The following is a 22,100-nucleotide window of genomic DNA, read 5'->3' as shown; positions in this document are numbered from 1 at the left end:
GAAGAATAACCCACTTTGTTCCATTGTGTAATTAAGCTTACTTAGCTAATGCTTTTTTTGCATCTGCCCATTTTTTATTATATTTTTCTGCTACTGCTTTTGGATCGCCTAGCACAACTTCCTGAACAAGATCCTCAGCTGTAATCTGAGCTTTGTTATTGATTGCTGTTGTATCGTCATCGTTTGGTACGCCTTCGATCATAGTTGGATTATTCGCCGTGAATTCGGATAATTGCGGCAGGTTAGGCTTCTTGTCTTTAAGCACTGGAATGAATCCTGCAAAATCATCAAACCCGGAATCTTCGATCAACCATTTTACAAATGCTTTAGCTGTTTCTAGGTTTTTGCTATCTTTATTAACGCCATAGAACCAATCGGGACCTAGTGGAGCAGCAAGCTTGCCTGAATCATTTACAGGGAAAGGGAAGAAACCAACATCCTCTGTTTTAGCGCCTGCATCAATAACTTGATTGATAACCCAGTTACCTAAGTAGTACATAGCCGATTTCCCGGTTGCTACATCTTTCTTAGATAATTCCCAGTTTGATGAGTTGATATCTTTTTCTAGGTAGCCTTGCTTGTTCATTTCTTTTAAGATTAGTGATCCCGCTAGAATCGGCCCTTCTACACTATAAGGTGCATCTGAGTTCTTACGTTCATTCATCGTGTTTGCATTTCCGCTAGCTATTGTTGAAACATCATTAATCCAACCGCCTAAAGGCCATTTATCTTTAAAATTAGAAGCTAGAGGTGTGAAGCCTTTTGCCTTCAATTTGGCACTTGCAGCGTAGAATTCTGTTAGCGTTTTAGGAACCTCAGTAATCCCAGCTTCTGCAAAATCTTTCTTATTGTAAACGATCCCTGATGTGTTCCCGCCAGATGCAATTCCGTATACTTTACCTTCTGTTGCTTGGAAATCCTTGAAATAAATGCGGTCATTTAACCCCAAGTCATCTAATGGAGCAAAATATTTCGGAAGATCCGCTTTAGGAATCGTCGGTATTAATAAAATGTCAGGAAGGTCACCGGAAGCCAAACGAATTTTTATCGTCTTATCATAATCCAAAACCGCTTCAAAATTGATTTCGGCTTCTGGATATTTTTCATTGAATTTCTTAGCATACTCTACATATTGCTTGCCAATCATATCTGTACGATTTGTAGCAAAAGTTACTTTACCTTTAATATTGCTGGCTGCAGGAGCATCCGTTGCTGCGGCTGGCGCAGTTGTTGCACCGGGTGCTGCTGTTGCTGTCGCTTTCCCCGCATCAGTTGCTGCTGGTTCCGCTTCTTTCGTACTTCCACATGCTGCGAGCAGCGAGAGCATAAATACCATGATAATGGCGATTGCTAAATTCTTCTTCATCTCATTGTTCCCCCTATAATTAATTTTGTTATCGCTTACATTCGTTAGTATAAACGAGGCGAAAGCGTAAAAAAATGGTCTGTAATCTTTTTTATAGTCTTATTTGGTTTCGCTTACATAAAAGGATGGATACCCAAACAAGGATGTGCTAATGTGATAAAAAATGATAAGGAGATGACAATAAAATGGACTACATTAAAGGAATGACTTGGGGCTGGACAGGTGTAAGAGGTACTTGGAATACACCTGAAGCCGCATTTTCAATGCAAGAAATGCTGCGAACAAACGTTAACTGGACAGCAATTGCTTTCGGGGCGCTGCAGGATCACCCCCAATCAACAAATATTAAATATGAGCAATCTCCAACAGTAACTGATGCCGAAATCGTTTGGGCAATTCGTGAAGCACACAAGCTTGAGCTGAAGGTTTGCCTTAAGCCCGTTGTTAATTGTGCTAATGGAACTTGGCGGGCACACATCTGTTTCTTCGAAGCGGAAGTCCCTGGCGAACCTTCCTGGGGTGACTGGTTTGCAAGCTATGAGCAATTCATTCTACATTATGCCCGAATAGCCGAAGACAATGATGTTGAAATGTTCTGTATAGGCTGTGAAATGGTTCAAGCTGACCGAAGAGAAACAGAATGGCGCGCTCTGATTAGCAAGGTTAGAGAAGTGTATAGCGGCCCCATCACTTACAATTGCGATAAATATCAAGAGGAACGTGTGCAATGGTGGGATGCTGTTGATATTGTTTCTTCTAGCGGCTATTACCCTATTGATAAATGGAAAGAACGTTTAGATGCATTGGAAATATTAGCTTTGCGTGTAGGTAAGCCTTTCTTCTTTATGGAGGCAGGCTGCCCTAGCCGCGATGGCTCAGCACAACTACCTAATGATTGGAGTCATATTGGTGACGTCAATCTCGATGAACAAGCTGACTATTATCGGGTCATGTTCCAAAACACCGAAACTCGCAGCTGGTTTAATGGTTTTATGCTCTGGGATTGGCCCGCTAAGCTCTATAGCTCAGAAGACGCGACTAATAATGATGATTATTGTATTTACTTAAAGCCTGCCGAGCAGGTCGTAGCGGACTATTATAGCAAAAAATGATGCAGAAGAAAAACTGTGGAGAGATTAGTCTCCACAGTTTTTTAGTTTAACCTAAGCTGTACCAGCTGTTTAAGTAAATCTTCAACAATCTCAACCGTATTCGGTAAATATGGTTTGTAGTCTAAGTGTCGCACAAATTGTAAATATTCATTGCCGATCGATTCCACTTGTTTTCGATATTCCTCTACTAAAACCAAAGCTTCTCCTGCAATCCGATAATCATCGTCCATTCTTTCATCCACTTCACTGATTTTCAGCCAGCTTTTATCCATATGCTCGACTACAAAAGAAAATCCTCTGCACTCTGCATCCCCACAGCCACACACAAAAAACGGCATTTTCTCCCATTCCGTAGCAGGTGCCCAGCGATTAGGTGCTGTTGCTTCAATAGCACTAAGCAATAAAGCTGGCAATCCAACATCTATGCAAAGCGGTTCATCAATCCATATATCGTTCTCTATCCCTAGCTTGACATCCGCAAGAATGATTTGCAGATCAGCATCAAATGACCAATTTTTTAATGATATTAGCAGCAACCAAACCGCCTCCCTACCTAAAAACTCAGTACTTCCCTGCTTTTGCGCCTATTATATGAAATACAGAGCCACTTGTCTATGTCCCCCACAGGACACTGGTGTTATTTACCAACTAATTGTGTGCGTATATTCTTATTTTTTACTCATACTACTTTCACAGGAGGTGATAAATATGGCATCAGGTCAAAATCGTTCCAGCAACACTCTTGTAATACCGCAAGCAAGCCAAGCTTTACAACAACTGAAATATGAAGTTGCACAAGAGTTGGGAATTCAAATCCCGCAGGATGGGTACTATGGTAACATGGCTACTCGTGATACGGGATCAATCGGTGGGGGCATTACTCGTCGTCTAGTACAAATAGCTGAACAACAGCTAGCTGGGAATTTCGGAGGCAGTAACTTTCGTTAAAAACACATAAATCAACTAAAAAGGTTGCCGTGAAGTCAGAGGACTTTACGGTGGCTTTTTCTATTAATCCATTGTTCCTCATAAACGAAAAGCAAGCCTCAAAGTCAATTGACTTTGAGGCTTCTACATATAATGGATTAATAAATGTATGAGTGCTAATACAATTCGTGCAAACCTTTGCGTTTCAATAAAAAGTTAGCCATGTTGTAATTACTTTCAAACTGAACGCTAGCGCATAACGTCCCTTGCTTTATTGCAAATTCAAAACTAATTTCGCCATGAGTCCAGCTAGTCTTGTGGCGCAACGATTCAATCGCCATCTGGCGAAATGAGCGTAAGTGAGCTTCAGTCAACCCACTTCCACTTACTTGAAACAAACCGCCTTTGCTTTCCAATGGATTGTGTCGAGCACCGAATTTACCGATGACATTATCTCGGATTTGCATAAAAATAATACCCGAAGTTAATTGAAACAATTCATCTTGAATCTCACGAAATACAATTTCCACCTGCTTTGCTAAAGGCAATTGTTCAATAGTCACTAATATCCCTCCTTCCCCATGTATTAGTAGTATTATGTAATATGTGTGAGTCTTACGTCACATTATACTGTGCCTTCTTACCTATTTCAACATTAATTTCAAAAAAATGCAAAAAATGTTGAAAAACCTCTAAAATGGACTAAAAAAATCATAAATCGACTAATAAAAAGCCTTATTTAACAATGTGAAAATTTAGCCGCGCGTGATTAACAAGATTTTCTCAGTGCGAGGGTTATAAGTTCAAGAGTCTTGAAATAACAACTGTTGCCTCAGCACGTGAAGATAGACCGTTCGGATTAAAACTGCTGTCAACACCTTTAACAATCCCTAAACTTACTGTTAGAGCTACTTCTTCTTTTAAAAAAGGATGAATGAGTGCAGCATCTTTAAATTTAACAAGTGCTTCGTTTGCATCTGCGCTATTCTTGTATCCTTTCACAAACTTTAGAGCTCTGGCAGCAATAGTTGCCATTTCAGCACGGCTAATAAAGTCATTAGGCACAAACTGATCTTGTGTACGCCCATTGATTAATCCATCCCTAGCGGCAACTGCGACAGCTGACTTATACCAATCCTTGTCTTTCACATCCTTGAAATCTGATGTAGCCGATTCATCTTCTAAATGAAAAGCTTTTACGATCATAGTAGCAAACTCTGCACGGGTAACCTTTTCATTAGGAACGAACTTCTGATCACCGCGACCTTGCACTATGCCTTTCGCAGCTGCGATTGCTATTTCCTTGCCTGCCCAGCTTTGCACGCTGGATGTATCATTAAACGCAACCTTATTCTCAACAATCACATAGGTAGAAAATGATTTCCTTGTGCTTTCAAAATAATGACCCTCTTCCATGTATTGGCCGCCATAAAATTCTAGTTTGCCGTCAATAATTTTTGCAAGTGTAAGGATATCGGTATTAAAACCAACAGCATTTGCAATAGGCAGCTTGATGACAACAGGTTTTGTAAATACAACACTCTTCTGGCTGCTATCTAAAAACTCAAAGCTAAATACTTCTGAAGCAAGCTTTAAATCAGTAGCATTCGTAGCTGCTGATGCCGGTTGCTTAGCAATATTCAGGATGGTATCACCTTGGAATTGATCTACATCCACTGCTAATGATACTCCATTAACTTTTATACTAATAACATCAATCCCATTAGCTTTTGCTTTTTGAATGATATCAGCATTGATCTGTACCGCTACTTCTTTGGAAGCTTGCACACCTAGATTGAGTGTTACGGTTACTTTTGCCTTCGAAATAGTTGAATCAAGTTCTTTTAATAGATCATTCCATTTCTCAGCATTATCATAAATCGTTTTGAACAGTTCAGTAAATTGATCTGCAGCCATTTTCAAAGTAGCGACATTGCCATTAATGATAACGGAATTCGATACATTTAGTTCAGATTGCTTTTCAATTGCAGCTTCAACCGCTTTTATTGCTTCCCTTTGTAAAAACTGCTTGTCCTTCTCATGTTGTTTAGTAAGCTTCTCTAATGTTAATTCCAATCCTTTTGTTACTTTTTCAATTTCCTTTGGATCAAATGTATTTATGGGTGAAAATACTGGGTTTGCAGACGCTATTGGTGATGATGATAATGTTGTTGTTGGTGGTGTTACTGGTGATGGTGTGCTTGTTGGTTTTGTTGTCGGTATGTTAGATTTCTCCTCTATGGTTTGAATCAGCTCATAATGTAAGTTCTCATTTATTGGCGCTAAATTGTTTAAGTCTAATGAATAAGCAAGCATGTTGTTTAAACTTATCGTCGTTACTCCGGTTTTTAAGGACTTAAAGCTGATTTCAGCTATTTCAAGTGTGCTTTTATTCGTTTTACTTATTGTATTGTTGAGTAATGCATAGGTTATCTGCAAATGATGATTTTCAGTCTGCTCATTTATTGCGCTAAGTACATAACCATTTTCAAAGGAAATTGCCTCCAGCTTCAAATAAGCCTCATCAAAAGCAAGGGTAAATTGTAAAGCATACATGTCCGAAATATTAATCCCCTTCAAATGAACCATAAATGTACTGCCTTCTTTAGTTGTAGCAGAGCCCGTATCCAATACGATCTGATTTTCAGTGACTGCATGGGCAGAGCTAGGAAATACCGCTAAGATCATAGAAATGGATAATGCAATGGACAGAATGATCTCCCGAGTTCTTTTCATAATGTTAACCCCCTTCTTTAAATTTAAAAAAACAAATCGGCTCCGAAAGAACCGATTTGTTTTTCTCTCCAAAATTTCAAACCATTTCTTAATTTTTATGCAAGATAACTTTACCCACATAGGCAATGTCAAATATGTTGATAATGCCGTCTTTATTAAGATCGCAAATGGCTAGATAGCCAGTATCTGTTGAAATCTTCATAAAAAGATTAGCAACTGCGATCAAATCGCTAATATTGACAGTATTGCTGTGATCCACATCTGGATTGGCGATTACTAGCTCCTTCTGAATATCTGTAACAGTGGGGCTAATCACTCCATTTTTGTCACTTAAGCTGGATTGGTTAAGAATTGTGAACCCTGTCTTAGCATCCACATTGGTCTTTGCCATAAATGTAAGCTTTAAGAATTTCACATCTCCCGATTTGAAAGCATTTCCGAGCAATGCTCCAATGACTTGGACTTTTCCGTTTACTCTGTCATCACTGTAGTCAAGAAACCCAGTTTCATTGTTTACCGCATTCACAAACTCTCCATCCAATGAAGCAGCAGTGAGCTCAAAAAGAGTTTTATCGTAGGAAACCTGCAAATCAAATCCTTTAAGATTGGTTACATGGCTTGCTTTCACTGTTAAAACTAGGGATTCACCTGTATTGACAATAGCTTTTTCAGTCGAGAGTGTGATCACCGCGGGTATTGCTGTTGGCGTTGGTGTCGGTGTTGGTGTCGGTGTTGGCGTCGGTGTCGGTGTTGGTGTTGGTGTAGCCACTGATGCAACATAAATCTTCGTTGATCCATCACCTGAATTAGAATTGTCAAGCCAAGTCGTTCCTGAATACATGCCGAACTCAAGCGCACTATTAACGTTCTCTACAGCCCATTCATAATAGTCTGCATTGGAAACGGTTAATTGGCCGAGAACTACTGCATATTTAACACCGCTCACAAGGCCCGCATAAGAAATGGGAACATTCACTGCTGCAAATGATGCTGAAACGGCATTTGCCGTTAATTGCGCAGAGGCTAACGCCGTTCCAGTGGGCTTACCTCCGCTTGTCGCAAACAACTCTACCGTTAAATTACTTGCTGTTCCTATTTTCTTAAGTCTCAAATCCACAGCGGTTACTTTTGGCATACCCGTTGCAATAAATGTTTGATACCGCTTATGCTGATCGCTGTCGTTTCTTCCGAACTGAGAGCCATTATTTGATGTATGCGATATATCTATAACAGCTGCTGTCGGTGTTGAAGTTGGTGCTGGTGTTGGGGTTGGTGTGCCTGGTGATGAAGAGAGATTAAGCCCCGTCTTAGCATTCATCAGCTTACTTTCATCTAAATAAGCAAGGTTAAGCAATCTATCATTCTCTACAGCATAAGCAGGATTATATGAAGTTTGACTAAATCCAGCATCCGCTTCATTAACTAGAATCGACCAAAAATTACTGCCATCTCCGCCTGCCTCTCTGAAAGTCTTTAATAGATCTTTATACAATTCAAGCCTAACAGCAGGATAGCTTGCATCTGTAATTTCAACAGTCGCATCCCCATTAGCTGGATCCCTCACTGCCTCATTCCGTTGAATGTTCCATTCTTCCATTACAACTGGTTTATTAATAGCGTGCCCATCGTTTACAATGCCTTGAATTAATGCTCGTGTTTGATCTCTAGTGTAGCGAAGCCAGTTTGCGTTTGGATAAGGATGAAAAGTCAGGAAATCCACATCAGGCTGGTTCAATACAGATATCGGATCGTCGCCAAAACCTTCATCTGTTCTTGCCCATGGTTCATTATTAGCAGCAGGATTTCGATAGCCATGAGATTCTGCTCCAACCGTCACCATATGGTTCGAATCCTTGGTTTTGGTGTAAGTTGTCATTTCATTGATCCATGCACCTAGCTTCTGACCATTCGGATCATATAAACTCTTATCTGCCGTATTGTCTTCATTTTTGTCCATTCTAGGTTCATTCATTAAATCCCAAGCAAAAATAGTAGGATCATCGGAGTACTTAATATTAGTTAAGGTATTCACTCTACTTGTAAATTTATCGATATAGGCTTTGAATAAATCTTTAGCAGAAGGCTCCGTAAAAAATTTAAGCTTCGAGCTCAAGCCGAGGTGCTCTGTATACTTCTTTATGCCGCCAAGATCGTCCCAATAATTACTAAGCGTAATAATGACCTTAATCCCATTTCTCCTCGCGCTTTCCATCACATAGTCAAACTCTTTGAACTGATCTTCATTAAAAGTCCAATCTGAATTGTAAAAGGAATGGGTATTGCCGTTTTCCGTATTGTATCCCCAGGTTCTAAGTACAGTAGCACCTAATTTCTTAGCTTCAAGTATATTCCGGTCTATCTGCTCTTTGTACGAAACAACGGAATTTTTCTTGATTAATAATTCTATTTTCTCGCCATCTGCTGTATAGATAATCGCTTTATCATTGCTATTCTTAGTTACATCGTCCTTATAGGACAAGTCATAGGCATTCCATCCATTGAAATAAAAGGTCTTATTATCCAATGAAAATTGTGTGCCGTGTTTAGCTACGATCGAACCCACTCCACTGCCGTTGTGAATAATGATTTCTGTAGTTGCTGAGGTTGTATGATTTGCAGTCTTAGCATTTATTTTTAATACATAAGCTCCATCTGTAAAAGCTGTGCTGTCCAAATTTGCTTTATAGAATCCGTTATTTAAGCTCATATCTGTTTTGTAATACTTCACTGCTTCGGAACCGTATACTTCCAGCTCTACGCTGTTTATTGGATTAGCATCACCGTTAGTAACGGAAGCTTTAATCTCATAAGTATTGGAGACCGCTGAGGCTAATGTCGGAGAAACAATATCAACCTCTATTTTGCTATTCTTAATGTAAACTTCTGTCTGCTTTATTGCCGTACTATTATCGGAAGCAATAAGATTAGCTGTGAGCTTCATAAAACCTTCAGGCTCTAAGGAGGCATTCCAAGTCCCTTCGTACTTTCCATTTGCATTTAGTGCCAAAGAAATCACATGATTGGTGGCTGTAATAACCGTAACAGAACTAGCAGATACCAATTCTGGAGTAGCAACCGTACAAACAATACTCACATTACCTGCCAAATCTTGAAATGGAGTCGGAGAATCTATGTTTATCGAGGTATCCTCCAGTGCAAAAACCGTAATATTGTCGAGATAGATTGGACCCGTATAGCTGCTATTATCACTAGCAAGCCGGATAACTAGCTCACCTACAGCTGATTTGTTAGCAATTGCCGTCAAGGAATTCACCATATGAATTTTCGCATAGGTAATTCCGTTTATCTCGACAGTAGCTTGATTAGTAACATCATAAGTCTCAAAGCTGCTAATATCACCCCAAGGATCATTAAATGCTGCAGCTACTTTCAGAAGCCCTGTAAAGCCTGTTGGATTGGGAATTAATACGTCATATTCTATTTTGCCAAAGTTCGATAAATCTGTTTTGACGGCTGAGTTTCCGCTTAAAATTGTTTTTACATTGGCCTCTTTCCAACCACCGCTTGAGAAAGCAGTATTCACCATTAATCTTCCTTCATTGAGATTTCCCTGATTAGTGCTGTTCGTTACCGTACCCAATGCGTCCCCCCATGCAGGAATCCAATTCATGGCCGTACCGTCGTTAAAATCATAAACAATATTATTCGTTTTATGAATGACAACGTTATCCACATAGATGATGCCGTCGTATTGAACACCTGCGCCTGCTAATCTTATTGTCAGCTTTTTGTTCAGTGCTTTATTGATTGCATTTTTCAAGGAAACCTTCTTATGAATTTTTCCATATACTTTACCATTTATGGTTACTTTGTTCAGTGCGGCTAAATTGAACTCGGACCAGTCATTTAGATCTTCATATAATCCGCCATTAAGTGCTGTTTCTACTTTCAACACACCCAATAGATTGTCTGGTTCGTGGATGAATAAATCATATTCAATGCTTTTATACTGTGTCAGATCTACAACCTCTTGCGACGAACCAAGCCAACCGCCAATATTGCCATTATCAAACCCACCACCTGTAAAATTAACATGAGCCGCTAATGCGCCTGTGTTATTGCCATCTGACATAAACGTACTGTGCTCCAAGGATACGAGAGGATCTCCCCAATCTTTATCCCAGCTCATTGTTGTACCGTCATTAAAGTTATATTCGAGATCTTGGGTTGGGTATGTGCCTGAAGCGCCTGAAGCATTTACTACAGAGAGATTGAATGTAAATACCCCTAGCATTAATATTAAACATAAAGCTAAGCTTAACGATTTCTTAAATAGCATACTCATTACTTTTATTCCCCCTAAATAGCTGATTTTCAATCTATTAATAGACTAAGCTTTAGCATTCATTAGCATTGATTGTTCGAGCATAGTTTGACCGGCATTGCCCTTAAAGCTAAAGGCAAAACCGAGATCATCCGTATCCTCCATTTGCCAAACCATAGCACCTGCATATCCAAACTCCAATACTTTACTATGCCAGAAACGGAAAGCTTCCTCACGCTGATCCATCTTCTCAAATGGCCTGCCATACTCTTCCAGAACAATCGGTTTATTGGATTTTTTTGCGATCGCAGCTCGGTCCTGCATGAAGGCTTCGGTCCAAGCATAGTCTTTATCCCATCCATCCATGTAGAGGTGAACGGTTGCAAAGTCAATCTCTGGAATGCTGATATTGCGACTAAAATCCAGACCTTCCGACCCATTATCAACCCAGTCCTCATCACCGGTTTTGAAGCCTTCTTCCCCAGTTGCCACCATATGATTAGGGTCGAGCACTTTAATATATTGCGCCATTTCAGAAGCCCAAAGAAATAATTTCGTACCCGTAAAATCGTCATTTTTATTTCGTGGTTCATTTGCCAGCTCCCATGCAAATATCGCCGGCTCGTCTCTGTAGAGAACGTTGGTAAAAATATTCCTTCGTTCAATCAGCATGCGAATATAATTGCGATAATGAGATTTAACCGTTTCATCCGTATAAAACTCATTGATGGAATGACCGGAACCTAAGGTTTCGTCCACATACCACTGCATTCCGCATAAATCCTCCCAGTAATTGACGAATGGTAAAATCAACATAATGCCATGCTCCTTAGCTTTATTGACGACATAATCCAGTCGTTGCAGAGCTTCTTCATTGAATTCATCCAGTTTAGGTTGAATTGCACCCGGTTTGGGTCCACTGTTAAATGCCCAAATTCGCATGACCTTAATTCCCATTCGAGCATTTTCCGCTAAGATACGATCAATGTCCTCCAAAGTTAATCGGCCTTCTAGTAATCCCAAAAAATAAGTGTTATTACCTTGAAAATAGAAAGGCTTTTCATCGACTATAAAATACGTTCCATCTGCATAAGCAAACATTCTTAATCCCCCAATATCCCTTGATATAATACAAATTTGAAATCGCTTACAGCATAAATATATAGAAGATGAAGTAACCATTAAAGTAACCCATTTCATATTTATAGGCTTCAATTTAGGTTATCAAAAAAAATTATTGTCCTAAAGCTTTGCGCGCGCCCGCCCATTTTTTGTTGTATTTATCAAACACACTTTGCTTATCCTTCTCAGCAATTACCACGTACTCTTGTGCAAGATTAGGGAATGAAAACTGGGCTTTGTTCATTAGCTTATTAGTAAACTCATTAGTTGGGCCACCTTCCATTAATTTAGGCTTTCCACTCATGAAATCCGCTAGCTGCTGCAATTTCGGTGTTGTTGAGATCAATGTAGGTATAAAGCCGGAATCACTGTCGTATCCCGATTGTTCAACAAAAAATTTGACAAACGCCTTCGCTGTAGCAATATTTTTGCTGGTATTGCTGATCGCAAGCACTGCATCTGATCCGATCAAGCTCACTAACTTGCCGCTGTTGTCGACGGGCATTGGGAAAAACCCAATATCCTCTGCTTTTGCCCCATTCTCAATAATCTGTGGAATAGCCCAATTGCCAAGTACTGCCATAGCAAATTCACCTGAGGCCAGATTCTTTTTGGATGCTTCCCAGTTGGTTGAGAACAAGTCCTTTTCGATATACTTTTTGGTCGCTAGTGTCCGCAGAATTTCCAACGCTTTGCCATAGGCGGAGTTCTGGGTAAACGGCGTATCTATCATGGAAAGCTTGTTGAGAATAAAGGCATCTCCCGCAATGGATTGAGCTAATTTTTCGTATTGTGCTAAAGGCCAAATATCCTTAAAGTTTATAGCCACAGGCACAATACCTTGAAGCTTTAGCTTTTCGCAGGCAGCATAAAACGCATCAAGTGTAGTTGGAACCTCACGGATGCCGGCACTCAAAAAAGCTTTCTTATTATAAAGCACCCCAGTGATAGAGCCTCCGCTGGATATACCGTATAATTTTCCAGCGATCCTATTCTGATCCTCAAAATGAATCTTGCCTTCAAAGCCTAAATCATCTAAAGGGATGAAAAACTTCGGGTAATCTTTAAGCCTCATTACATCGCCGCCAACCAATACAACATCCGGCAATTGACCCGAAGCAGCACGAACCTTGACGATACTGCTTTGATCAGGCACTGCCTGATTTTCGACCTCTGCCAGAGGATACAATTTTTTAAAAGCGGCCAGATAGCCTTTCATCTTCGTCTCATCGATGTCGGTGCGGTGATTCAAGAACGTAATCTTCCCTTTGACTTGCGCCTTCGAATCTTCAGTTACAGATGGAGCAATTGCAGCCTTATTGCAGCCAGCAAACAGCGATAGGATTAATAGAAGCGAAGATGCCTGAAACAACAGCTTTATGTTCACATTAATCTCCCCTCTTATTACCGGCTGTTTTCTTTATAGTATTTAGGTGTCATGCCTACTATTTTTTTAAACATCCGGTTAAAATAGACAGCGTCGGAATAGCCAACGAGCTCACCAACCTCATATACCTTCAGCTCGAGATTATATTTTAACAACTCTTTGGCCTTCTCAACCCGGAGATGCATCAGATAATCCGTTATCGATTGCCCCTTCTGCGACCTGAACAGTTGTCTAATGTAATTTGGATTCAAAGCTGCTTTTTCCGATAATTCCTTCAAGTTGAAATCTTTATAATATTCCTCATCCATTTGTTTGACTGCCAAAGAAATGATACGACTAATAACCGCTTGATCTACATCAGCTTTAGGTGGTATTTCAATTTGTAAATTATTATTCAGCCTCTCCAATAAACGATACAATTCTTCTCTATTAACCGGCTTCGTCAGATAATCCTCTACTCCGTTTCGCATCGCCATTCTAGCGAAATCGAAATCACGAAATCCACTCAGAATAATGCAGTGCACCGTAGAATTCCATTCCCTTATCTCCTTTGTCAGCTGTAAACCATCCATATCAGGCATCTTGATGTCGGTTATGACAACATCCACGCCAATTAATTTGATTTCTTTTAAAGCTTCTTCTCCATTTGGATAGCAGCCGATTATTTTGTAATTCAAGCTAGCCTGCTCGATCATTTTGGCAAGCCCCAATCGTATCTTCATCTCATCATCAACAATCGCAATTTTCATCATACCAATGAACTCCCTTATTTGAATTTCGGTAAGCTGAATGTGACCGTGGTTCCAACCTTTAATTGACTATTAATAACTAGCCCATTTGATGAATTGTAATGAAGCTTGATCCGTTGATGCACATTACGCAAACCGATTTTATGCTTTGAGAATAGATCATACTGATCCTTATCTATTTGCTGTCTCAGTCTTAGTAACTCTGCCTCATTCATCCCGATCCCGTTGTCCGTAATCATAAATACGATTTCTTCAGCCTCCACTTTTACAAGAATAATTATTAGACAGCTCCCTTTCTGCTTCTCCAAGCCATGAAAGATTGCATTTTCAACTATCGGCTGAAAAATTAATTTAATCATTGGAAAATGGTAAGCCTCTTCAGGTATCTCTACCTTGAATTCAAATTTATTATCGAAACGGTAATTTTGCAGCAGCATGTAATTGTGCAAGTGTTCGATTTCATCACGCAAAGCGACCAGCTCATTACCGCGATTTATACTATAGGACATCATATTGCCCAGTACATAGATCATCTCGGATACTTCCATGTCATCGTTCAATAATGCCGACATCCGAATAGTCTCCAAAGTGTTATATATAAAATGCGGATTGATTTGACTTTGCAGCGCTTCTGTTTCGGCAATTCGTTTGCGCATATTGGTCAGGTGGATTTCTTCGATTAATTCTTTAATGCGCTTTATCATCCTGTTAAAGGATGAGCCCAGAACGCCCGCTTCATCTTTGTATTTAACGTGAAACCGCACATCCCAGTCGCCTTTCTGGACTTTTTCCATCAGCTTTGTCAGCTTTCGTAATGGATTTGTCATCGCGATAACCAAGTAAACCGAAATAAATAACGCCAAAACAAAAATCACAGAAGTAGCTATAAAGGCAAAATCCTTTGTAGCAGATGCCTTTTTAGTCAAGTCGTGTATGGGGATATAAACAATCATTTTCCAAGCGGTTTTCTGTGATTTTAGATATGAGCATATAAATTCTTCACCATTTATCGCAATTGTAAAGCTTCCATTGTCTCCAATGGCTTGTTGAATGACCGGATCACCGGTAAGATTCTGCGTCAGCAATTGCTTCCCGGAATCAAAAATGACGTTATTGAACTTATCAATGATCAGTGTCTTGCCCTTGGTCACTGCATCCAGGCCTCTAACCTCTTTCTCGATCACTTTTACATTCGCGTCAATCACAATTGTGCCTACAGATTCCATGGTAGTCGTATTCTTAATATCTTGGATGATGCTAAAAACATACTTGGCATTATTAGTAGACGAAACCTCCTGAGTACTAATCAGCAAAGATTGACCATCCGAGCTGCGCGTTAATTTCTGCCATTCTGGGAAACGTTGATTAATATCCTTGCGCAAGCCTTCATTATTTTTCTTGAAAAAAATGTGGCCATAATTGTCAAATATATAGATTGAATCTGTGCCGCCCTTAAAGTTGCTAAGCAGTTGAATGTAGTCGTCCATTTGACGTTCTTTCTCCAGATCTATATTCGGGTCTTCCAGCAAGCCTTGTAAGTCCATAGAAGGCCAGCTAGAATACAGGGGAATCATCGCAATTGTATTCATATCTAATATATAATCATCTAAATTTGAAATTAACTGTGAGCTCAGCTCTGTTACATATTCGATTGCATTGGACTGGATGGTCTTATCGTAATTTTTATAGGAAACGTAGCTGATAGAGGTAATGGGGATAATAACCAGAAGAATAAACACCAGGATCAATCTTTTTTCCATGCTAATATTCATGAAAACAGCCCAAATTCGCGAGTGATTCGTTTCATTGTTATTCTCTATCACAACAACTTCCCTTTCTCTTGCAATTGTCGCCCCTACAGAAAAACAAAAGAATACGGGAACCCCCGCATCCTGGTTTTTAAGCTTTTTTTATTTAACGGCGCCGCTTGCAATCCCTGCGAAAATGTACTTTTGCAAAAATAAGTACAGGATAACGGTTGGCAGTAATACAATCAATATTCCGGCACAGATCATGTTCCACTGTGCACTATGCGTTCCCTTAAATCTCAATAATGTGGTCGAGATAACACCTAATTTTGGTGACGGCATGTATAGATAGGGAGTGTAAATATCGTTATAAATGCCTAATGTTTTCAATATGGCTATAGTTGCTGTAGCTGGTGCAAGCAAGGGTAGGACGATCTTCCGATAAATGGTAAAAAGTGAAGCACCCTCGATCATCGCCGATTCATCCAATTCATACGGAATATTTTTAATAAATTGCAGATATAGATAGATTTGCACTATGTCTGATCCGATGTATAGTAAGGATGGCGCATAAAACGTATTGAACAACCCCAAATTTTTGATGATGGAAAATGTAGCCACTTGGGTGGTGATCGAAGGAATCAACACAGCCATTGCATACAAGCCTAAGATCAATTTCTTCATTTTAAATTCGAATCTACCTAATGCATAAGAAAGCATAGTACCTAAAATTAAATAGAAGGTTAACGACATACTGATTAGAATTAAGGTATTGATAAAGGCTTGACCCATTCTTCCAATTTGCAGAACGACTTTAAAATTCTTCCAATATAAAAAACTGTTTGGCATATCAAACAAACCAGATGTTATATATTCCTCATTTCCCTTGAAGGCATTTATAAAAATCATATAAAGCGGGAATAAAATGACTAATACCGCTATCAAAGCGGATCCGTGCTTCAAATAGCTCGATAAATATTTTTTGTTAAGTCCGTTAGAAGGCTTCATATTATTCCCTCCTGCCTAAAATTAATCTTCTTTGCAGGAAAACGAATGTTGCTACAATAACCAACAATACTATCCCCATTGCAGATGCCAAACCGAAATTCTCAAATTCGAATGCTACTTTCATAGTCTTGGTAACGAAGGTTTCACTATGGCCTAGGGGTCCTCCTCTGGTTAGGACAAAAGGCAGATCAAATGCTTCTATTGCCCCGGTAACAGTCAGAAACATATTGAGTTCAATGATAATCAAGATACTGGGTAAGGTAATATGGCGAAAGGATTGAAAGAAGGATGCACCATCAATCTGGGCTGCTTCATAAATATCTTTAGGAATGGATTGTAAGGCGCCAATAAAAATCACCATGGTAAATCCAGTAGAACGCCAAATGTTGATGAATGCCAATGAAAAGTTCACTAAATCAGGATTCCCTAACCAATTCACACGATATTGTTCCAGCCCTATTTTACTTATTAAAGTATTCAAAGCACCAAACTCCGGATTGTAAAGAAAAGCGAACATAAACGCAATTGCAACGCCATTCATAATAACAGGCAGGAAGATAATGACTTTGTAGATGTTCCTGCATCTTAAACGAGTATTCAAGATAACAGCCAAGTACAAAGCTAACGTTACCTGGATGACTCCAGCTAATAAATAAGCCGAATTATGTGAAAAAATCTTTAAAAGCTCATAGTTTGAGAATAGTTCCTTATAATTATCCAACCCCACAAATGTCTTAACAGGGTCCATCCCATTCCATGAAGTTGTGCTTAAATACAGTAGATTCATTGCCGGATAATACGTAAAAGTAAGCAGCAATGTAAGGGGAATTAGGATGAAAGTGAATAATACAAGTTTCTTTTGTGTTGAATAGCTTAGATTCATATTACATACCTTCTGTCTTTAAAGTTAATGGAAAAGCCTATATAGTCTCCTATAGGCTTTTCCATCTACATCTTATACAAAATTGTTTTTACTCCGTTACAACCTTACGTGCATCTGCCCATTTTTTATTCCATCTATCAAGCACCTTTTGCTTATCAGGTTCTACCATATATTCTTGTGCAAAATCAGGAAAGGCAAATTGTGCTTTGTTGGATACTTTATTGGTGTACTCTAAGGTTGGACCGGTTTCCAATAACTTAGGGTTCGCTGCCATGAAATCAGCTATTTGCGGTACTGTTGATTTGGTTGCTTTCAATGCAGGTACGAACCCGGAATCATTATCGTAACCCGATTGTTCGACGAAAAATTTGACAAATGCTTTGGCAGTATCAATATTCTTACTATTCTTACTAATGGCAATAAAGGCATCTGATCCAATTGGACTTACCAATTTGCCGCTATTGTCGACAGGCATCGGGAAGAATCCAATATCTTCTGATGTTGAACCACTTTCGATAATCTGTGGGACTGCCCAGTTGCCAAGCACTGCCATGGCAAATTTACCTGATGCCAAATCTTTTTTGGAAGTTTCCCAGTCCGTAGAGAACAAATCTTTCTCTGTGTACTTCTTGTCTGCTAATGTCCGAAGAATTTCCAACGCTTTTCCATAAGGGGAATCCATTGTGTAAGGAGCATCAATCTTAGCATTCTTATCCTTAAGAGCAACGTCATCTGCAATAGAGTAGGCTAATGCAGCGTATTGGTCTAAAGGCCATTTAGCAAAATAATTCGTAGCTACCGGTACGATACCTTTGGCTTTCAGCAATTCGCAAGCTGCGTAAAACTCATCAAGAGTAACAGGCGTCTTAGTGATTCCTGCAGCAGCGTATGCTTTCTTGTTATAAAGCACACCCGTAATTGAGCCTCCGCTTGATACGGCGTACAATTTACCATCAATAATGTTCTGACTTTCAAAGAGAACCTTACCTGCGAAGCCTAAATCATCTATGGGCAAGAAAAATTTCGGATAATCTACATTCTTCATTGCATCGCCGCCGACGAACGAAACATCAGCCAGTTCATTTGCTGCTGCTCTTACCTTTAGTACATCGGTCTGATTCGCTACCGCTTGATTCTCAACATCTGCTTCTGGATACAATACTTTGAATGCTGCAATGTATTCCTTCATCTTAGTTTCAGCGATATCCGTACGATGATTCAAAAAGGTGATCTTACCTTTAACTGTCGATGGTGCAGCTGTTGCTGGCGCTTCTGTTGCCGGTGCTTCTGTTACAACTGCTGCTGTGGATGCTGCTGTGGATGCTGCCGGTGCTGCTGCAGAATCAACTGGTGTTTTAGCTTCCTTACCACACCCTGCAAACATGGACATGATAATTACGAGCGATAATGATTGTAACAATAACTTTTTCTTCATTTTAACCTTCCCTTTCTCTTCTAAAAAATGTATTTTGGAATCGTTTACAGCTTAAATATATAAAATGTAAACTTTCAGTTAAAGTAACCAAATTCAGATTTATAGACTTCATTTTAGATTTTCAAAGATCATCTATTTCCCGAATTGCTGCTCTAGCGGCATGCCTTTGATCACGTTAACGTAATGTAATCTTAACAGCCTTGCCTATTGAAATAGAATAAACTATCTTTGATTTTCTAGGACTATCTTTAGGTATGTAGGTGCAAATGAAAAAGGCTGTTGAGAAACCAGAAGTGGAGGATTTGTGTGTTGAGCGAAGAGTTTACGTGGCGCCTTTGAAGATTGCATCCTTACCACCTGTTTTATTTCAATAAAAAAGGATGCAAATTCAAGAGTGCCCGAAGCCAACATACAAATCCGTAACGTCCTTGGTTTCTCAACAGCCTGAGGCTGTTTATTAAAACCAGCCTCCTCATTTTTGTAAAGCATATTCTGCTATTTGTTAATTTGAAACATAGATCTTGGTAGATCCATCACCAGAGGATGAATTATCAAGCCAGGTTGTACCCGTATACATACTGAAATATTCAGTGCTGCTTGTGGCGGCTACGGCCCATTCATAGAATATTGAATTAGACAATGTTACTTGACTGAGAACAATCGCATATTTAGTTCCATTTACAAGACCTGTATAGGCGAAAGGAACCGATATTGTGCCAAACGAACTGCTTATACTGCTTGCTGTAACCGTTACCGATTTTAGCGCAGCTCCTGTCGGCATGTTTGCACTGGTTGCATACAGCTCTACCGTCATATTGCTCGGTACTCCATTATCACGCTTTACTCTTAAATCCAGACTGGTAATTTTCTGTAAATTAGTTGCAGTAAACGTTTGAGCCCGCTTCTTCTGATCGGAATCATTGCGACCAAATGATGAGCCCGTCGTTGAAGTATTGGATAAATTAATAACACCTGGTGTTGGTGTCGGCGTTGGTGCCGTAATCGTGTATAAAGCGCTGGCTACAGCCGAATTGGCCATGCCTGATTTAAGGCCGATTGCCTTTAAGGTTTTGGTTGTTGTCACACTAACAGGCGCCGAATAAATCGTAGAACTCGCCGTAGGTGTGCTTCCGTCGGTTGTATACCTTATAGTATCGCCTGATGTTGAGGTCGTTATCGTCACTGACTGTACAGATGAATAAGTGCCGGCAACCGGATTGAATGCCGGTGTGGCTACCGCTGGTTGCGGTGTCGGCGTTGGTGTTGGTGTCGGCGTTGGTGTTCCGGAGGCACCTAGATAAAGCTTGGTTGATCCATCCCCGGAAGCTGAATTATCAAGCCACGTTGTACCTGTGTACATACTGAAATACTCCGTGCTGCTTGTAGCCGCTACGGTCCATTCATAATAGTCTGTGTTAGACACAGTACCTTGGCCTAGGACTATGGCATATTTAGTGCCATTAACAAGACCCGTATACGCAAATGGAACATTTATTGTGCCAAATGCTGTGCCAATACTGCTAGCCGTTACGGTAGCTGTTTTTAGAGCAGCGCCTGTGGGCTTGTTTGCGCTGGTTGCAAATAGCTCCACGGTCATATTAGTCGGTGATGCAATTTTCCGCAATCTCAAATCCACACTGAGAATCTTCGGCAAATTAGTCGCCGTAAAGGTTTGGGCCCGTTTCTTCTGATCCGTATCATTTCTGCCAAACTGCGAACCATTAGTCGAAGTATTCGATAAATCAATAACTCCATCTGGGGCCGGTGTTGGCGTTGGCGTCGGACTCGGAGTTGGCGTTGGTGTTCCGCCGGATTTAATATTCTGCGCAGCAGCCAGGTTTTGAATCAACGTCGCTGCGCTATTCGTGAAATTAAAGCTATAGGAAGGATTATCAAAGTTTTCCATCTGCCAGACGTGAGTTCCATCCACGTCCGCTTCCAAAACAGAGGTATGCCATTTAGCAAAGCGTGCATCCCTGCCTCCAAAGGCGCTATCCGTTGTTTCAACTCCATATTCTTCAAGTATCATGGGCTTGCCGGCATTATGCGCAATGGCAGCCCTGTCTTTGATATAATAGTCAACCCAAGCGTCATCTCGATTCCCCCAATTAGGCGGATAAATATGGATGGTGCCAAAGTTAATATAGGAGCTTAAGATATTAATGTTATAATCGACCATGTCCTGTCCAAGATCCGGCTCTCCGCCTTGAGTGCCGCCATACTTAAAGCCTTCTTCGCCTGTTGCCAGCATATGGTCGGGATCTATGCCTTTAATAAAGGCACCCATCTCATTTACCCAATTCAAGAACATGGCTCCATTATCATTCGTCGGTAACGATTGATTTCTTCCTTCATTCGTAAGCTCCCATGCAAATATGTTGGGGTCATTCTTGTACACAACACCGGAATAAAAGTTTGTTCTATTCAAAACAGTGCTGGTATAATTTTTGAAATCCTGTTTAACCGCAGTATCCGAATAAAATTTATAATGGGGCTGACCTGTGCCCAATCTTGAATCCACATACCACTGCATGCCGTTATAGTCATTCCAGTTATTAACCAAAGTCATAATCAACTTTATTCCATAAGTGCCTGCTTTCCAAACAGCGTAGTCGAGTATCCTGAAGTTAGTTTCATTATATACGCCTAAAGAGGTTTGAATTCCATCGCTTGCTCTGTTATTAAAGGCCCAGATGCGTAAAACCTTAACTCCTTTTTGTTGATTTCCGAGGAGAAGCGCATTCACTTTCGTCTGGTCCGAATCCAAACCGAGATAGTAAGTGTTATTCCCTGCATAATAAAAGTTCGATCCATTCAGCTTGAAATTTCTGCCGACCTGCGTTACAAAACCAGCAGGTGCTCCCTTCGCTACAGTAGGGACAAGTATAATTATAAATGACAAAAACAAAGTTAAAATCATTAAAATCGCTAAATTCTTTTTCAATTAATACAACTCCTCATATTATATTTCTACGCTACAGCCAATTAATAAATCTTGAACCCATGCGATACTGCCTCCATTTTTCGCTCCCCTTCATCATTCCTTTCTGTAAAATAGAATCTTCATATCCTCACCTCCTTAAAATCCAAGCAATTATGTAAGCGATTACAGACATATCGAAATAACAGGAGATACAACTTCTGCTATTAATCATAGAGATATTTTAGGTAAATATCTTTAGATAGAATGCAGATTTATAGGAGTACTTTTATATTTCCGGCTCACTCAACCGTATTTTCTTGTAAATCAGTTAAGTGCTGACAATGTAGGATTAACATAACGACAATACAATAATAAATAAGCCCAGGAAAGTTCCTGGGCTCAAAACATTTTTTTCAATT

Annotated in this window: 15 protein-coding genes; 2 read left to right on the top strand and 13 right to left on the bottom strand. The window is 39.9% G+C overall.

Features of this window, described 5'->3' with window-relative positions:
- Positions 1–37: 37 nt before the first annotated feature.
- Positions 38–1,366, bottom strand: a complete 1,329-nt coding sequence (locus tag EHS13_RS07930; protein WP_155699813.1) for an ABC transporter substrate-binding protein — start codon at positions 1,364–1,366, stop codon at positions 38–40.
- Between the two features lie 185 nt (positions 1,367–1,551).
- Between EHS13_RS07930 and EHS13_RS07925 the strand changes: the two genes are divergently transcribed.
- Positions 1,552–2,478 (top strand): glycoside hydrolase family 113, encoded by a 927-nt coding sequence (locus tag EHS13_RS07925; protein WP_155699812.1) that lies wholly within the window; start codon positions 1,552–1,554, stop codon positions 2,476–2,478.
- A 41-nt stretch (positions 2,479–2,519) separates the two neighbouring features.
- On the opposite strand, the gene EHS13_RS07920 is transcribed toward EHS13_RS07925, so the two are convergent.
- Positions 2,520–3,014 (bottom strand): hypothetical protein, encoded by a 495-nt coding sequence (locus EHS13_RS07920; protein ID WP_155699811.1) that lies wholly within the window; start codon positions 3,012–3,014, stop codon positions 2,520–2,522.
- Between the two features lie 172 nt (positions 3,015–3,186).
- Here EHS13_RS07920 and EHS13_RS07915 point away from each other — a divergent pair, with 172 nt between their 5' ends.
- A complete protein-coding gene (locus EHS13_RS07915; RefSeq protein WP_155699810.1) occupies positions 3,187–3,426 on the top strand; it encodes an alpha/beta-type small acid-soluble spore protein in 240 nt (79 codons plus the stop codon).
- 155 nt (positions 3,427–3,581) lie between these two features.
- Here EHS13_RS07915 and EHS13_RS07910 read toward each other — a convergent pair whose 3' ends face one another.
- The 11 genes from EHS13_RS07910 to EHS13_RS36675 all read right to left on the bottom strand — a co-directional run bounded on the left by EHS13_RS07910 (position 3,582) and on the right by EHS13_RS36675 (position 21,702).
- Entirely contained in the window at positions 3,582–3,968 is a 387-nt protein-coding gene (locus EHS13_RS07910) for an O-methyltransferase (protein ID WP_155699809.1), read from the bottom strand.
- A gap of 232 nt (positions 3,969–4,200) precedes the next feature.
- Positions 4,201–6,141 (bottom strand): S-layer homology domain-containing protein, encoded by a 1,941-nt coding sequence (locus EHS13_RS07905; RefSeq protein WP_162463000.1) that lies wholly within the window; start codon positions 6,139–6,141, stop codon positions 4,201–4,203.
- 88 nt (positions 6,142–6,229) lie between these two features.
- Entirely contained in the window at positions 6,230–10,447 is a 4,218-nt protein-coding gene (locus EHS13_RS07900; RefSeq protein WP_155699807.1) for a dockerin type I domain-containing protein, read from the bottom strand.
- Positions 10,448–10,492: 45 nt separating this feature from the next.
- Positions 10,493–11,527 (bottom strand): glycoside hydrolase 5 family protein, encoded by a 1,035-nt coding sequence (locus tag EHS13_RS07895; protein ID WP_162462999.1) that lies wholly within the window; start codon positions 11,525–11,527, stop codon positions 10,493–10,495.
- A 133-nt stretch (positions 11,528–11,660) separates the two neighbouring features.
- Positions 11,661–12,935 (bottom strand): ABC transporter substrate-binding protein, encoded by a 1,275-nt coding sequence (locus EHS13_RS07890; protein WP_155699805.1) that lies wholly within the window; start codon positions 12,933–12,935, stop codon positions 11,661–11,663.
- Positions 12,936–12,952: 17 nt separating this feature from the next.
- Positions 12,953–13,687 (bottom strand): response regulator transcription factor, encoded by a 735-nt coding sequence (locus tag EHS13_RS07885; RefSeq protein WP_155699804.1) that lies wholly within the window; start codon positions 13,685–13,687, stop codon positions 12,953–12,955.
- Positions 13,688–13,701: 14 nt separating this feature from the next.
- Entirely contained in the window at positions 13,702–15,456 is a 1,755-nt protein-coding gene (locus EHS13_RS07880) for a sensor histidine kinase (RefSeq protein ID WP_155699803.1), read from the bottom strand.
- A 138-nt stretch (positions 15,457–15,594) separates the two neighbouring features.
- The gene (locus tag EHS13_RS07875) at positions 15,595–16,440 is read right to left on the bottom strand and encodes a carbohydrate ABC transporter permease (protein ID WP_155699802.1); all 846 of its coding nucleotides are present in this window, start codon (positions 16,438–16,440) and stop codon (positions 15,595–15,597) included.
- Position 16,441: 1 nt separating this feature from the next.
- Positions 16,442–17,323 carry a carbohydrate ABC transporter permease gene (locus tag EHS13_RS07870; RefSeq protein WP_155699801.1) on the bottom strand — a complete coding sequence of 294 codons (882 nt, stop codon included), beginning with the start codon at positions 17,321–17,323 and terminating at the stop codon, positions 16,442–16,444.
- 88 nt (positions 17,324–17,411) lie between these two features.
- Positions 17,412–18,758, bottom strand: a complete 1,347-nt coding sequence (locus EHS13_RS07865; protein WP_155699800.1) for an ABC transporter substrate-binding protein — start codon at positions 18,756–18,758, stop codon at positions 17,412–17,414.
- Positions 18,759–19,260: 502 nt separating this feature from the next.
- Positions 19,261–21,702, bottom strand: coding sequence for a chitobiase/beta-hexosaminidase C-terminal domain-containing protein (locus EHS13_RS36675; protein ID WP_227013837.1), 2,442 nt, complete (start codon positions 21,700–21,702; stop codon positions 19,261–19,263).
- Between the last annotated feature and the right edge of the window lie 398 nt (positions 21,703–22,100).

It is taken from the genome of Paenibacillus psychroresistens (assembly GCF_009728935.1).
Classification (GTDB): domain Bacteria; phylum Bacillota; class Bacilli; order Paenibacillales; family NBRC-103111; genus Paenibacillus_AC; species Paenibacillus_AC psychroresistens.
The sequence above is the reverse complement of the archived record's forward strand: the minus strand, read 5'-3'. Positions and strand labels throughout refer to the sequence as shown.